This window comes from Chryseobacterium viscerum (assembly GCF_025949665.1).
In the GTDB taxonomy this organism is placed as follows: domain Bacteria; phylum Bacteroidota; class Bacteroidia; order Flavobacteriales; family Weeksellaceae; genus Chryseobacterium; species Chryseobacterium viscerum_A.
In genome coordinates, this window is the sequence record NZ_JAPDFT010000001.1 from 2,540,481 (window position 1) to 2,553,757 (window position 13,277).

At 35.7% G+C, this 13,277-nt stretch carries 12 protein-coding genes; 6 read left to right on the forward strand and 6 right to left on the reverse strand.

Going from position 1 to position 13,277, the window contains the following annotated elements; translation table 11 throughout:
* Positions 1-17: 17 nt before the first annotated feature.
* From OL225_RS11515 to OL225_RS11530, 4 genes are all read left to right on the forward strand, one after another.
* Positions 18-1,181 carry an iron-containing alcohol dehydrogenase gene (locus OL225_RS11515; protein ID WP_264518347.1) on the forward strand — a complete coding sequence of 388 codons (1,164 nt, stop codon included), beginning with the start codon at positions 18-20 and terminating at the stop codon, positions 1,179-1,181.
* Between the two features lie 316 nt (positions 1,182-1,497).
* Positions 1,498-1,962, forward strand: a complete 465-nt coding sequence (locus OL225_RS11520) for a lipocalin family protein (RefSeq protein WP_047376804.1) — start codon at positions 1,498-1,500, stop codon at positions 1,960-1,962.
* Between the two features lie 65 nt (positions 1,963-2,027).
* The gene (locus OL225_RS11525) at positions 2,028-2,684 is read left to right on the forward strand and encodes a GDSL-type esterase/lipase family protein (RefSeq protein WP_264518348.1); all 657 of its coding nucleotides are present in this window, start codon (positions 2,028-2,030) and stop codon (positions 2,682-2,684) included.
* Between the two features lie 10 nt (positions 2,685-2,694).
* On the forward strand, positions 2,695-3,660 hold the full coding sequence (locus OL225_RS11530; protein ID WP_264518349.1) for a tetratricopeptide repeat protein: 966 nt from the start codon (positions 2,695-2,697) through the stop codon (positions 3,658-3,660).
* Positions 3,661-3,699: 39 nt separating this feature from the next.
* On the opposite strand, the gene OL225_RS11535 is transcribed toward OL225_RS11530, so the two are convergent.
* The 3 genes from OL225_RS11535 to OL225_RS11545 form a co-directional block, all read right to left on the reverse strand.
* On the reverse strand, positions 3,700-5,052 hold the full coding sequence (locus OL225_RS11535; protein ID WP_047376807.1) for a DEAD/DEAH box helicase: 1,353 nt from the start codon (positions 5,050-5,052) through the stop codon (positions 3,700-3,702).
* A 175-nt stretch (positions 5,053-5,227) separates the two neighbouring features.
* Positions 5,228-5,737 (reverse strand): hypothetical protein, encoded by a 510-nt coding sequence (locus OL225_RS11540; RefSeq protein ID WP_047376808.1) that lies wholly within the window; start codon positions 5,735-5,737, stop codon positions 5,228-5,230.
* Between the two features lie 92 nt (positions 5,738-5,829).
* Positions 5,830-7,476 carry an ABC1 kinase family protein gene (locus OL225_RS11545; RefSeq protein ID WP_264518350.1) on the reverse strand — a complete coding sequence of 549 codons (1,647 nt, stop codon included), beginning with the start codon at positions 7,474-7,476 and terminating at the stop codon, positions 5,830-5,832.
* 210 nt (positions 7,477-7,686) lie between these two features.
* Here OL225_RS11545 and OL225_RS11550 point away from each other — a divergent pair, with 210 nt between their 5' ends.
* Entirely contained in the window at positions 7,687-7,851 is a 165-nt protein-coding gene (locus OL225_RS11550; protein WP_167510741.1) for a hypothetical protein, read from the forward strand.
* 218 nt (positions 7,852-8,069) lie between these two features.
* Here the strand turns inward: OL225_RS11550 and OL225_RS11555 are convergent, their stop codons facing one another.
* Positions 8,070-9,578, reverse strand: a complete 1,509-nt coding sequence (locus OL225_RS11555) for a bifunctional GNAT family N-acetyltransferase/carbon-nitrogen hydrolase family protein (RefSeq protein WP_047376810.1) — start codon at positions 9,576-9,578, stop codon at positions 8,070-8,072.
* Positions 9,579-9,986: 408 nt separating this feature from the next.
* On the opposite strand from OL225_RS11555, the gene OL225_RS11560 reads away from it, so the two are divergent.
* Positions 9,987-10,289 carry a hypothetical protein gene (locus OL225_RS11560; RefSeq protein ID WP_264518351.1) on the forward strand — a complete coding sequence of 101 codons (303 nt, stop codon included), beginning with the start codon at positions 9,987-9,989 and terminating at the stop codon, positions 10,287-10,289.
* A gap of 54 nt (positions 10,290-10,343) precedes the next feature.
* Here the strand turns inward: OL225_RS11560 and guaA are convergent, their stop codons facing one another.
* Together guaA and purD are read right to left on the reverse strand one after the other, a co-directional pair.
* On the reverse strand, positions 10,344-11,873 hold the full coding sequence (gene guaA, locus OL225_RS11565) for a glutamine-hydrolyzing GMP synthase (protein WP_264518352.1): 1,530 nt from the start codon (positions 11,871-11,873) through the stop codon (positions 10,344-10,346).
* Positions 11,874-12,033: 160 nt separating this feature from the next.
* Positions 12,034-13,272, reverse strand: a complete 1,239-nt coding sequence (gene purD, locus OL225_RS11570; protein ID WP_047376814.1) for a phosphoribosylamine--glycine ligase — start codon at positions 13,270-13,272, stop codon at positions 12,034-12,036.
* Between the last annotated feature and the right edge of the window lie 5 nt (positions 13,273-13,277).

Sequence of the window (13,277 nt, forward strand, 5' to 3'; positions counted from 1 at the left end):
AAAATAAATTTAGAACAATGCTTAATTTCGAGTTTAAGAATCCAACAAAAATACTTTTCGGAAAAGGTGAAATTGCTAAAATTTCCAAAGAAATACCTAAAGACGCCAGAATATTAATGATTTACGGGGGCGGAAGCATCAAAAACAATGGTGTTTACGACCAGGTAAAAGAGGCTTTGAAAGATCATGAAGTGTATGAATTTGGCGGAGTTCCTGCCAATCCGGAATATGAAGTCTTAATCCATGCCTTAAGCTTTATTAAAGAAAACAATGTCAATTATCTTCTCGCTGTTGGTGGCGGATCTGTGATTGACGGAACGAAGTTTATCTCTGCGGCAGCTAATTATGCTGGAGAACCATGGGATATTCTGAGAAATTCGGTAAGAACTTTTGAAGGAGAAGGAATGCCGTTCGGAAGTATTTTAACGCTGCCTGCAACCGGTTCAGAAATGAATTCAGGGTATGTCATCTCAAGAAGAGAAACGAATGAAAAATTGTCTTCAGGAGGACCAGGGCTTTTCCCACAGTTTTCTGTATTGGATCCGGAAGTAATCAGATCCATTCCAAAAAATCAAATTGTGAACGGGATTACAGATGCCTATACCCACGTATTGGAACAATATATGACAGCTCCTTCTTCTGCCGACCTTCAGGAAAGAATTGCAGAAAGTATCCTGATCAGTCTTCAGGAAACCGCTCCTAAAGTATTGGCTGATGATTTCAACTATGATGCTGCCGGAAACTTTATGTGGTGCTGTACAATGGCCCTGAACGGACTGATCCAGAAAGGAGTCATTACAGACTGGGCAGTACACGCGATGGGACATGAACTGACTGCTTATTTCGGTATTGATCATGCTAGAACGCTGGCAATCATTGCTCCATCCCACTATCGTTACAACTTTGATGATAAAAAAGGAAAACTGGCTCAATATGCAGAGAGAGTCTGGGGAATAAAAGACGGAAGTGTAGAAGAAAAAGCAGAACTGGGAATCAAAAAAATGGAAGAATTCTTCCACAGCCTTCATATCAAAACCAAACTTTCTGAATATACAGAAGATTTTAAAGGAACAGCTGAAAAGGTTGAAAAAGCCTTTACAGACAGAAAATGGCTAGGTCTTGGAGAGTATAAAAAACTAACTCCGCAGGACGCTTATAAGATTGTAGAGATGAGCTACTAGAAATTCAAAGTTCAAAATTTAAGATTTAAAGTTTAAGATTATACTGAGTCTTTAAAATTTTGATTGAAGCCGGAGTAGCAATTAATTTATATGGGAAGCGGGTTTAGCCCGCTTCTTTTGATTTTGATGATATTCACAGGTATGGTGTTGTATGCTCTTTAATCAATTTCTTAAGTTTTAGCAGTTTTATACGATTGAAAATACTGATTCCACTTTCAAAATTATTCAATTTACAAACATTCGTTTAAAAAATCATTATTTCATTATAGATATTTCAAATTTATTTATATTTTAGCATATTCTTAAATTTGTGAAAATGAAAAAACAGCTACTTTTATTTGCCTTTTCTGCCCTGGCGCTTACTTCTTGTAAAGATGACAATCTTGATGCATATGAAATGGATATCATGAAGGGAGATTGGAAGGAAGTTAAAAGGGAAATAATTTCCGGAAAAGATAATAAAACAGTGCTTCAAAGCTATCCAAACACTGGATGTGCAACTAAAAACACTCTTTTCTTCAGAACAGATTATTACGTAAGCTATACAGCATATACAGGAGTAGGTGCAGACTGTCAAATGGATCAAAAAAGTGAAGGAAGATACACTTATGATGCTGACTCAAAAGTCTTGGGAATTAAGCTTGGTGATGAAGAAGCATCGGCAAATTACAGAGTGGATGTCTTAACAGGCAAAGAACTTAGGCTTGCCCAGCAGTTTGGAAATTTTGATCTGGATGGAGACAAAATTCCTGAAGTTACTTACGTTACTTACAAAAGATAAATCATAAAGCTCCCGTTAATCGGGAGTTTTTTATTACTTTTATATCTAATTTAAAACTGAATATAATGAAGAAGATTCTATCAGCATTTCTATTGCTGTACTTTGCTATTACCTTTTCTCAGGAAAAAAAACCAATGTTCTGGCAGGACATTCAGGAATTCAAAAAACAAGATCAGCAAAATCCGCCACCCAAGGATGCTATTCTATTTCTGGGAAGCTCATCATTCACAAAATGGACTGATATAGCAGATTATTTTCCTGATAAAAAAATTATCAACAGAGGATTCGGAGGATCCAGACTTACAGACCTTAATGATTTTTCGGAGGATCTTTTAGCTCCATATCAGCCTAAACAGATCATTATTTACTGTGGTGAAAATGATTTTGCAGACAACCATCAGCTAAAAGCAAAAGTAGTGGTTAACAGATATAAAGCTTTTTATAAAAAAATACGTGAAAGATTTCCCAATATTGAAGTTGATTATATTTCTATCAAGTACTCTCCAAGCAGAGAAGTGATCTGGCCTCAGATGAAAATTGCCAACAAAAAGATTGCTGCATTTATGAAAAAAGAACCCAATGCTGAATACATTGACGTGACTAAAGCAATGGAAGATGCTAATGGAAATGTAAGAAAAGATATTTTTGTGGAAGATATGCTTCATTTTAAACCAGAAGGATATAAAATCTGGACAAAGGTGATCACTCCTTACCTGAAATAAACTACAACCCATGATAAAAAAACCAATAACCATTTTATTTTCTGTTTTATTGTATTCTCTTTCATTTTCTCAGGAGAAATCGAATGAAAAAACAGTTCTTCAGGAACTCTCAGAAAACGCCTGTAAATGTGCTGACTCTATTTCCCTGTCTAACAGGAAGAAGGAAGATATTATAAAAGATGTTCATGAATGTATTGACAAATACACCGGAGCTCTTCAAATATCTACCCTTTTGAAAGGAGCAGAAAAACAATCTGAAAATGCCCCTAAAGTAAACGGGAAAAAACAGATCAATCTAACTTTTAACACGAATAAGGATTCACAACAATATAAGGACAGCTATAATGAACTTGAGCGATATCTGATGCAAAACTGCGAAAGTGTAAAAAGAGCTACCACTACTTCAGAAACCAGTTATGACAAGTTCTCAAAAAATAAAACCGCACTTGATTTCTATCAGAAGGCCATTGACGCATCCAAACAGGAAAACTGGAAAGAAGCTATTCAAAATTATGAACAAGCGGTAAAGATTGATCCAAAATTCATTTATGCATGGGATAATCTGGGAATATGTTACAGAAGAATTGGAGAATATGATAAAGCTCTTAATGCTTATAAACAATCATTGGCTGCTGATCCAACAGGTAAAATGCCTTTACAGAATATAGCAATCACGTATGTTTATAAAAAGGAATATCAGAAAGCTATTGATGCCTATAATGATTTTGACAAAGTATATCCCGGTGATCCGGAAGTTTATTATGGAATGGGGCAAGTCTACTTTACTCATCTGAAGAATAACGAGAAAGGTCTTGATAATATTTGTAAAGCATACAGGATTTATTCCGAACAAAAATCACCTTACCGGTCGGATGCTGAAAAAATGATAGGCTATATTTACAAGAGTATGAAAGAGGAGGGCAAAGCAGAGAAGTTTAAAGAAATTTTAAAAAATAACAATATCCAATTTGATTAAAAATAAAAAACGATTCCTGATATGGGAATCGTTTTTATTTTATTTCTTTCTTTTCGATTTTGATATTGCTTTCTGTTGGGCCCTGTTGGCTCCAAACTTCTTAGGTGCTTTTCTTTTGGAAGGGCCACCCCAATTTTCTTTTGTGTTTTTAGCTTTTTTATCATGAAAAGCTCCTCCTCCATCATTCAGTTTTACCTGTGCAGGGTTTTTCATAATAACCTGATCTTCTTCAGAAGCAATCTTTTTAGGATTGATTTTAACTCCTTCCGGGAATTCATTAAATTTCAATTCTTTATCCATCAATAGCTCAATATCAAGAATCAAAGGTTCTTCTTTTTTAGTTACAAAAGTAACCGCTTTTCCTTCTTTGTCTGCTCTACCTGTTCTACCAATTCTGTGGATATACTGTTCAGGAATATCCGGTGTTTCAAAGTTGATAACATGTGTGACATTTGAGATATCAAGACCTCTTGCCATTACATCCGTAGTAATCAAACCTCTGACTTCTTCATTCTCAAAGCTTTTCATAGCCTTAAGTCTGTAGTTCTGAGATTTATTAGAGTGAATCACATCAAACTGTCCAGGGAAAAGCTCATCAATTTTAGTAAAGAGCATGTCGGCATGTCTTTTATTATTATTAAAAATCAAGACCTTGGACATATCTGTATCATTCTTCAGTAAATGTTCAAGTAAGTTGATTTTAGTATTGAAGTTTTCTACTTTATAAGCAGTCTGTTCAATTTTTTCAAGTGGTGTTCCGGATTTTGCTAATGAAATTTCAATCGGACTTGCAAAGTATACATCTAGCATTTCATCTACCGCTTCCGTCATGGTTGCAGAGAAAAGAATGTTTTGTCTCTTCGCTTTCATCATTTCAAAAATATGAGTAAGCTGCGGTCTGAAACCTAAATTAAGCATCTCATCAAATTCATCAATGACCAATTTCTGAACTTCTTTAAGAGAAATGGCGTTGTCTATGGAAAGATCCATCACTCTTCCCGGTGTTCCTACCAAAATATCACAACCATCATTGAACAATAGTTTTTGAGTATTGATATTTTTCCCACCGTATATTCCGATTACTCTTGCAGTAATATTTTCTGTCAGTTTCTCAAGGATTTCGGTTACCTGTACCACCAATTCTCTTGTAGGCACAAGCACTAAAACAGTTGGATTTCCTGTCTTGCTGTATTTCCATGTTTTCAGAACGGGCAAAAGATAAGCTAATGTTTTCCCGGTTCCTGTCTGTGCAATTCCCATTACATCTCTTCCTGAAAGAATAGGTTTTAAGCTCTTCTCCTGAATAGGTGTAGGTTCAAATAATTCCAAATCCGCCAAAACATCAAGAATTTTAACCGGAAGGTCAAAATCTGCAAAAGTGAGTTTTTCCATTTTGCAAAGATAGGTATTTAATTACAAGTTAAAAATTAGAGGCTGCAGATATTAGGCAGCAGCTTGCAGGAACTAGTTATTAGGAAATGATTACCTGACTATATTTGATTAACACAATTTCATTTATACAATACGTTAAACCAGCAACAAAAACAACCAGCAATAGTCTAACCATCTAATTCACTTTTACACTATTGACCTTAATTTTAATATCATCATCTTCCCATTTACTGGAGGTAACAATAACGTACCCTTTCTTTTTCGGGTCTTTTTTGATAGGGAATTTATCTTCTTCCCACTGATTGCAATGAGTTGAAATAGGCGGTAATAATGGTTTCCAGCCCGTTTTACTTAAAGTATATACATAGAACGGATGCCAGCAGCTGGTACACCAATTGGGATAAAAACCAATCTCTTCTTTGCCGTCACCATTAAGGTCTCCCAGATTATACAGACTCCCTTGGTTCGCAGGGGTAATCGTTATAGGTTGTATGTTTTTATCACTGAAATAAATCGTCGTTTCACACTTTCCTTCACATTCGTCACCACAATCGCTTACTTTTGTATAAGCATATTCTTTGGTTCCGTTCCCATCAAAATCTCCTTGAAGATTCTCTTCATTTCCTTGCTGTGCAGTACAGTATGAACTGAAAAAGGTAATTGCTGTTATAACAAGTGTTCTCATTATGGTTTTTGTTTTTTTAATTCGGGTTCCGGAATTCGGGATTTATAGTTCGGAATGGAAAAATTGCAATTTTTCTATTTTTATTTCGTGCATCACTTTCTTGTAACTCTCAGTAAAAGTATTAACACCAGAATAATTGAAAAAACAAATCCTAAGACTGCTACCAAAGACAACTCACCTATTCTCGGACCGGATTCTGAACTAAAAACAATGGCTGTTGCAATTATATTCGCGCCTAAAATCATAGCCAAAATCAAATTGACTACACTGGATTTGATCAGTTGGTTGGTTTTATCTATATTTTTAATCTCACTGGAAATAGTAAACTTATTTTCATCCAGCTTTTGGAGTACGGAACGAAGCTCTTTCGGGATTTCATCCACATTATCTGTGAAATTCATCATCCTGTCCATTCCTGTTTTTAAAAGATTTTTAGGGCTGATTTTCTTGGTAAAAATTTTCTTTGTGTAAGGGTGAAGACTTTTTACAATATCCAAATCAGGGTTGATGCTCCTTCCAACTCCTTCTATCAGGCTGATTCCTTTGAATAAAAGATAGAAATAATCTGGCATATAAAGCCTATTGTCCTTTAAAATATCCTTCATCTTGTTGATAATCACCTGCACATTGATATCCTGTAATGATGAGCTGTGAACAAAATTCAGAATATCATCTACGTCATTTTCAAACCGTCTTTCATCAGGAATTTCATAGCTTATGGCCATTTTTTTGAGTGACCGGACTATTTTATGCGAATTTTTAGCGACAAAACTTACAATAAGATTTTCAAGAATTTCTTTATCATTAGGCTGAATTTTTCCTACCGCCCCAAAATCTATGAAAACGATTTTACCATCTTTTTTTACTAAAATATTGCCGGCGTGAGGATCTGCATGGAAGAATCCATAGTCTAAGATCTGTGATACAAACAGCCTTAAACCTGCTTCGGAAACATTTACAGGGTCTATATTATTTGACAGAAGTACTGTTTTATCTGTAACCTTTATTCCATCAATGAATTCCATACAAAGAATATTGTTGTTGCAGAATTCTTCGTAGACTTTAGGAACATACGTTTCTTTATTATTCTTAAAATTGAGACGGAACTGCAGTATATTATTTCTTTCATTAATCAGAGAAACTTCTTCCAGTAATGATTTTTCAAAAGTGGAAATGGCCTGCTTCATATTAAGCTTCTCTCCTATTTCTGAATAGGCAGAAATCAGTTTTTCAATATCTTTGATAAGCAGTAAATCATCTTCAATAACAGACTGTACATCTGGTTTTCTCAATTTTAAAATCACAGGACTGCCATCTTTCAAAACAGCTTTATACACCTGAGCAATGGAAGCTGTAGCCAAAGGTTCTTTCTGAATTTCAAGAAAATAATCTTTCACGGAAATATTGAATTCGCTCTCCAGTGCTTCTTCTACATCCATATCTACTGTTTCCACTTTGTCCTGAAGTTTCTGCAGCTCCTGAATCAGTTCCGGCGGCAATAGGTCTTCCCGGTTACTGAATGTCTGACCAAGCTTCACAAAGGTGGGCCCAAGCTCTTCGAGAGCGAGCCTTATTCTTTCGTAAACGGTTCCTTTTGAAATAATCTCATCTGAATTGGGAGTGTCTTCCTGCTTATTTCCTCCATTCATCCTTGCCAGCATATCTTTGAATCCATATTTACTCAATACGGAAATCAGTCTTGCGGATCTTTTCAGTTTTCTTTGCTGCTTGTCAAACATAGTGTATAATAGTAGGTGCAATTTACTCCAAAAATTGTTCCTTTATGAAAAGAATTATTGACAACAATACCAATCCGCAAAGTTAAAAACAACAACACATAATCAATGTTTTAAAGAATAAATTTCATTAATAATAACAAAAACCATCATATATCATAAAAATTAATATATTTACAACGTACAAATAAAACAAACCAAAAGTATTACAACATGAAAAATTTACGTAACAACAAACTTTCAAGAGAGCAATTAAAAGGGATTGCAGGAAGCGGAATCATTATCGGAAACTGCTCCAATCAATGCTGCCCTACAGACGGAAGACCAAGATGTCCAAAACTGATCTGCCCTGCTGTAGTATGTCCTCAGTACATGTAATCTGTACACTCAAAGAAAATTTTAGGTAAAATAAAAAAAGATTGTCTTTCCGGACAGTCTTTTTTATAGCATGGCTACAACTTTAAACAATGTCAAACGGCAACAGATCATAAGTATTGGCTAAAGCCTTTATTACAGATAAATACATAATAAGCGGGCTAAAGCCCGCTTCTATTGATATAAAAATCTATCTGAATACCTTTTGACATAGATCATCTTTATTTAAGATAGGTTTCATACAGATCTTTCCGACGGTCTTTCATTACCTGGACAGAGCCGTTATGATGGAGATCTTTCAATAAGTTCAAGTCTACATCCACAATCAGTGTCATTTCTGTATTGGGAGTTGCTTCTCCTTTTACTGCGTTGGATGGGAAAGCAAAATCTGAAGGAGTAAATACAGCAGCCTGTCCAAACTGGATATCCATATTGTTTACCTTCGGAAGATTTCCTACACAGCCGGCAATGGCTACATAACATTCATTTTCTATAGCTCTTGCAGCAGCACAGTGGCGTACCCTCATATAAGCATTCTGAGTATCTGTCAGATAAGGAACAAACAGGATTTTCATCCCCTGATCAGCCAAAATTCTTGGTAATTCCGGGAATTCTACATCATAGCAGATCACGAGACCTATTTTACCACAGTCGGTATCAAAAACTTTGATTTCATTTCCACCTTTCATTCCATAATATCTCTTTTCATTCGGAGTAATGTGAATTTTCCGGTATTCATCCATACGGCCGTCACGGTGTAAAAGATAACTTACATTATACAGATCATTATTGTCATTATCAAAAACAGGCATACTTCCGGAAATAATATTCACATTATAACTGATCGCCAGGTCTGAAATTTTATTTTTGATCTCTTCAGTAAGTTTGGCCAGCTCTATCATACTGTCCCTTTCAGAAAGGTTATTGAAGGGCGCCAGTAAAGGGGTATTAAAGAGTTCAGGGAAAAGAACAAAGTCTGATTTATAATCTCCCATTACGTTTACGAAAAACTCCACCTGTTCATAAAAAGCTTCTATATCTTTGAAGTGCCTCATCTGCCATTGAACTAATCCAAGGCGGATAATGCTGTCCTGCATCGTATTTGGTTTTCTGCTGTAATAGATATTGTTCCATTGTAAAAGAACTGCATTTTCTCTCGAAGCTTCATCTTCAGGAAGATATTTTTTCAGGATTCTTATCGGAAGAAAATTATTGGAAAGCTGAAAAGACAATACCGGATCATAAATCTCTTTATCTCTTACTTTTCTGATATATTCTCTTGGAGAAAACTCGTGGCTGTATTTGTGATAATTCGGGATTCTGCCGCCCAGCACAATGGATTTCAGGTTCAAGTGCTCACAAAGCTCTTTCCGGGCATCATACAGTCTTCTTCCCAAACGCAGTTCACGAAACTCAGGATCTACAAAAACTTCAATTCCATATAGTACATTTCCTGTGGAAGAATGGGTATTGAATGTATAATTTCCTGTAATATCGCTATAGGTATGATCATCCCCGAATTCTTCATAATTGACTATAATGGAAAGCGCTACAGCAGCCAGCTTGCCGTCTACCGTAATACAAATCTGTCCATTAGGGAACATTTTTGTAAGCTTATCAATACTTTTTTTGGACCAAATGGATTCCGACATCTGCGGGTAGGCTCTTTTCATCGTTTCCGCCAGTTCATCATAATCCTGAAGAGTCAGGTTTCTTGTTTCTATTTGCATTTGATGTAATTTTACTTAAATTTAGTGAAAATATTAAACAAATACTGTTTAAAACGATAACCAATTTATCTCTATCTTTTATTTATAAATGAAACCATACGCAGTAACGTTACTCATAAGTGCCTCAATTATTTTTATTTTAAGATTTTTTTATCCTGCCTCAATTATTAATCTTTTACATAATTTCAACTTGTTTTCTGCATCTGAACTCAATACTCAAGAAGTGAAAACTTTTGTTTATGTGTATATGGCTGGATCAATATTTTTAAACTATCTTATTTTCCATAAGCATATACTTTTCAAACTGGTATATTGCTTGTTAATTGCTTTAAATATTTTACTGATCATTTCTTCATTAAAACAGTTTTAATAAATTTCTCTAAATAGACAACATTCATATTATAAATTATGGAAGAGCTGATTGAGCAAAAAATTCGGGAATATGATACAGAAATGGGAAATTTTGAAATTTCATTTACTGATCATACCTTGCCAATAGATGATTTAATTAGTTTATATAGATTTAGAAATGAGATCGCAAAAACTGAAGATGTAAAGAAGCTGACACAAAAAATTCATGATGACTTCTGCCTTATAAAACAGCAATCTCATGAAAATATCAAGTTTGTCATTGCAAGATATGATGGAATGGCTAGAATGTTCTTTTTCAGTGAAGATTATTCTACAATTTTCTCAGATTATCAATCTTAACAAAAAAATCCCACCCAAAAGGGCAGGATTTATATGTAAAATTCAAGTCAAAAATTATTCCCACTCAATAGTTGCAGGTGGTTTGCTTGAAATATCGTAAGCTACTCTGTTGATTCCTCTTACTTCGTTGATTATTCTGCTTGAAACAGTATCCAAGAACTCGTAAGGAAGTCTGCTCCAAGTTGCTGTCATAAAGTCGATGGTATTGGCAGAACGAACTACAGCGGTGTATTCATAAGTTCTTTCGTCTCCCATTACTCCTACAGATTTTACAGGAAGAAGAACTACGAATGCCTGAGATACTTTTTCGTAAAGGTCATTTTTGTATAATTCTTCGATGAAGATATCATCAGCTTCCTGAAGGATTCTTACTTTCTTAGCATCTACAGCTCCCAATACTCTAATTCCAAGTCCAGGACCTGGGAAAGGGTGTCTGTATACCATGTGATGAGGAATTCCTAATTCTTCTCCAACTCTTCTTACTTCGTCTTTGAAAAGCTCTCTTAATGGCTCCAATAATTCAAATTCCATATCTTCAGGAAGTCCTCCCACGTTGTGGTGAGACTTGATTACTGCAGATGGCCCGTTTACAGACTGGCTTTCGATAACGTCAGGGTAAATAGTACCTTGTGCAAGGAATTTAGCTCCTTCAATTTTGTGAGATTCTTCGTCAAATACGTGGATAAATTCGTTTCCGATGATTTTTCTCTTCGCTTCAGGATCGTCTACTCCGGCTAATTTTGTAAGGAATCTATCCTGAGCATCCACCATTTTAATGTTCATATGGAAATGCTCTCCATACTGATCCATTACTTTTTTGCCTTCATCCTTTCTCAATAATCCCGTATCTACGAAGATACAAGTCAATTGATCACCGATTGCTTTGTGAATCAAAACAGCCGCTACAGAAGAGTCTACCCCTCCGGAAAGTCCAAGGATTACTTTGTTGTCTCCTACTTTCTCACGGATTTCCTCAACTGTTTTTTCAATATAGTTGGTCAGTTTCCAGTTTTTCTCTGAATTACAGATTCCGAAAACAAAGTTTTCAAGCATTTTCCCTCCTTCTTCTGTATGAGACACTTCCGGGTGAAACTGAACACAGTAGATTTTACTTTCTTCGTTAGCAATAGAAGCAATTACTCCTGATTTTGCGTTCAATTCAAAACCTGCAGGCAATTCTCCTACTTCGTCAAAGTGGCTCATCCAAACTACAGAGTTCTGAGTAACTCCTTTCAATAAAGAGCTTTCTTTAACGATCTCAAGGTTTGCTTTACCGTATTCTCCTTTTTCTCCTTTGTTTACTTTTCCTCCTAAAAGGTGAGCTGTCATCTGCATTCCGTAGCAGATTCCCAATACAGGAACTCCCTGCTCGTATAATTCTTTTTCAACCAGGTGGGCATTTTCTGCATTTACAGAGCTTGGTCCACCGGAAAGGATGATTCCTTTTGGCTGTTTTGCTAAAATATCTTGTAATGGTGTATTGTAAGGTAAGATCTCAGAATATACCCCCATCTCACGGATTCTTCTTCCGATAAGCTGGTTGTACTGGGATCCGAAATCTAAAATAATAATACCGTTGTTCATTGTTGATAATTGATTTGTTTGAAAGATATCAGATTTCAGACATCAGATTTCAGATTTTGGTCTGAAGCCTGGAATCTAGTATCTGAACTCTTATTTTTAATATTAACTGCTTTACAAAAAAAGACTTGGAATGGCTCCAAATCTTTTTTCGTGATTTTTATTAAAACTTTCCGATGTCGTCTCTATAGAAGCCGTAATCGAAATGTACATGACTTGCGTCTTCATAAACCTTTTTGCGGGCATCTTCAAAAGTAGCACCTGTAGCTACAATGTTCAGAACTCTACCACCGTTGGAAACTACTTTGTCTCCTTTGCTGATAGCTCCTGCGTATAAAAGTTTGCTATGTTTCAGTTTATCTTCTCCTGTAATTTCGAAACCTGTTTCGATATTTCTTGGATAACCTCCTGAACACATTACAAGACAAACTGCTTTTTCGTCTTTAAATTTAAGTTCAATGTCTTTTCCTTCCATACAGTCCTGGATTACATCAAGAAGATTGTTTTCCATAAGTGCCATCAATACCTGAGTTTCAGGATCTCCGAATCTCATGTTGTATTCAAGAAGGTAAGCTCCGTTTTTTGTAACCATCAATCCGAAGAAAATGATTCCTTTGAATCCGAAACCTTCTGCTTTAAGCCCTGTAATGGTAGGCTCTAAGATATTTTTCTCAAAATCTGCATAGTGCTCCTGAGTAAATTCCGGGCTTGGTGCTATAGAACCCATACCTCCTGTATTAGGTCCGGTATCTCCATTTCCGGCTTTTTTATAGTCTTTTGCTGCTACACATGGGAATAATTTATCCCCGTTAGAGAAAGCAATAATAGACGCTTCAAAACCTTGTAAATATTCTTCAATAACTAAACGGATTCCTGCATCTCCATAGATTCTTCTGATCATGAAGTCATGGATGGTAGCTTCAGCTTCTTCAAGGTTGTCACAAATAACAACACCTTTTCCACCTGCTAAACCACTGGCTTTGATCACCAAAGGATATTGCTGTGTCTGCACATATTCTTTAGCATCGTTGTATGAATCAAATACTACCGCCTTAGCTGTTTTGATATCATAGGTCTGCATAAATTTCTTAGAGAAAGCTTTACTTCCTTCAAGGCTTGCTACTTTCTGAGTAGGACCGAAAACTTTAAGATCGTGTTTTTTAAATTCATCCTTGATACCCGCTACAAGAGGAGCTTCCGGACCTACGATCGTAAGATCAATCTTTTCTTTAATGGCGAAATCTCTAAGTTCTTTGATTTCCGATAAATGAACATTTTTCCCTATTACATCGGTAGTAGCATTCCCGTTGGCAAAAAACATTTTAGAAATTCTTGAGTCATTCTGAAGCTTTGCCGCTAAAGCAGATTCTCTACCGCCTTCACCTATGATTAATATTCTCATACTTT

Excerpts from the sequence above, each read along its gene's own strand:
- OL225_RS11515 (WP_264518347.1), top strand. The coding sequence starts at position 18 with ATGCTTAATTTCGAGTTTAAGAATCCAACAAAAATACTTTTCGGAAAA.
- OL225_RS11520 (WP_047376804.1), top strand. The coding sequence starts at position 1,498 with ATGAAAAAACAGCTACTTTTATTTGCCTTTTCTGCCCTGGCGCTTACT.
- OL225_RS11525 (WP_264518348.1), top strand. The coding sequence starts at position 2,028 with ATGAAGAAGATTCTATCAGCATTTCTATTGCTGTACTTTGCTATTACC.
- OL225_RS11530 (WP_264518349.1), top strand. The coding sequence starts at position 2,695 with ATGATAAAAAAACCAATAACCATTTTATTTTCTGTTTTATTGTATTCT.
- OL225_RS11535 (WP_047376807.1), bottom strand. The coding sequence starts at position 5,052 with ATGGAAAAACTCACTTTTGCAGATTTTGACCTTCCGGTTAAAATTCTT.
- OL225_RS11540 (WP_047376808.1), bottom strand. The coding sequence starts at position 5,737 with ATGAGAACACTTGTTATAACAGCAATTACCTTTTTCAGTTCATACTGT.
- OL225_RS11545 (WP_264518350.1), bottom strand. The coding sequence starts at position 7,476 with ATGTTTGACAAGCAGCAAAGAAAACTGAAAAGATCCGCAAGACTGATT.
- OL225_RS11550 (WP_167510741.1), top strand. The coding sequence starts at position 7,687 with ATGAAAAATTTACGTAACAACAAACTTTCAAGAGAGCAATTAAAAGGG.
- OL225_RS11555 (WP_047376810.1), bottom strand. The coding sequence starts at position 9,578 with ATGCAAATAGAAACAAGAAACCTGACTCTTCAGGATTATGATGAACTG.
- OL225_RS11560 (WP_264518351.1), top strand. The coding sequence starts at position 9,987 with ATGGAAGAGCTGATTGAGCAAAAAATTCGGGAATATGATACAGAAATG.
- guaA (WP_264518352.1), bottom strand. The coding sequence starts at position 11,873 with ATGAACAACGGTATTATTATTTTAGATTTCGGATCCCAGTACAACCAG.
- purD (WP_047376814.1), bottom strand. The coding sequence starts at position 13,272 with ATGAGAATATTAATCATAGGTGAAGGCGGTAGAGAATCTGCTTTAGCG.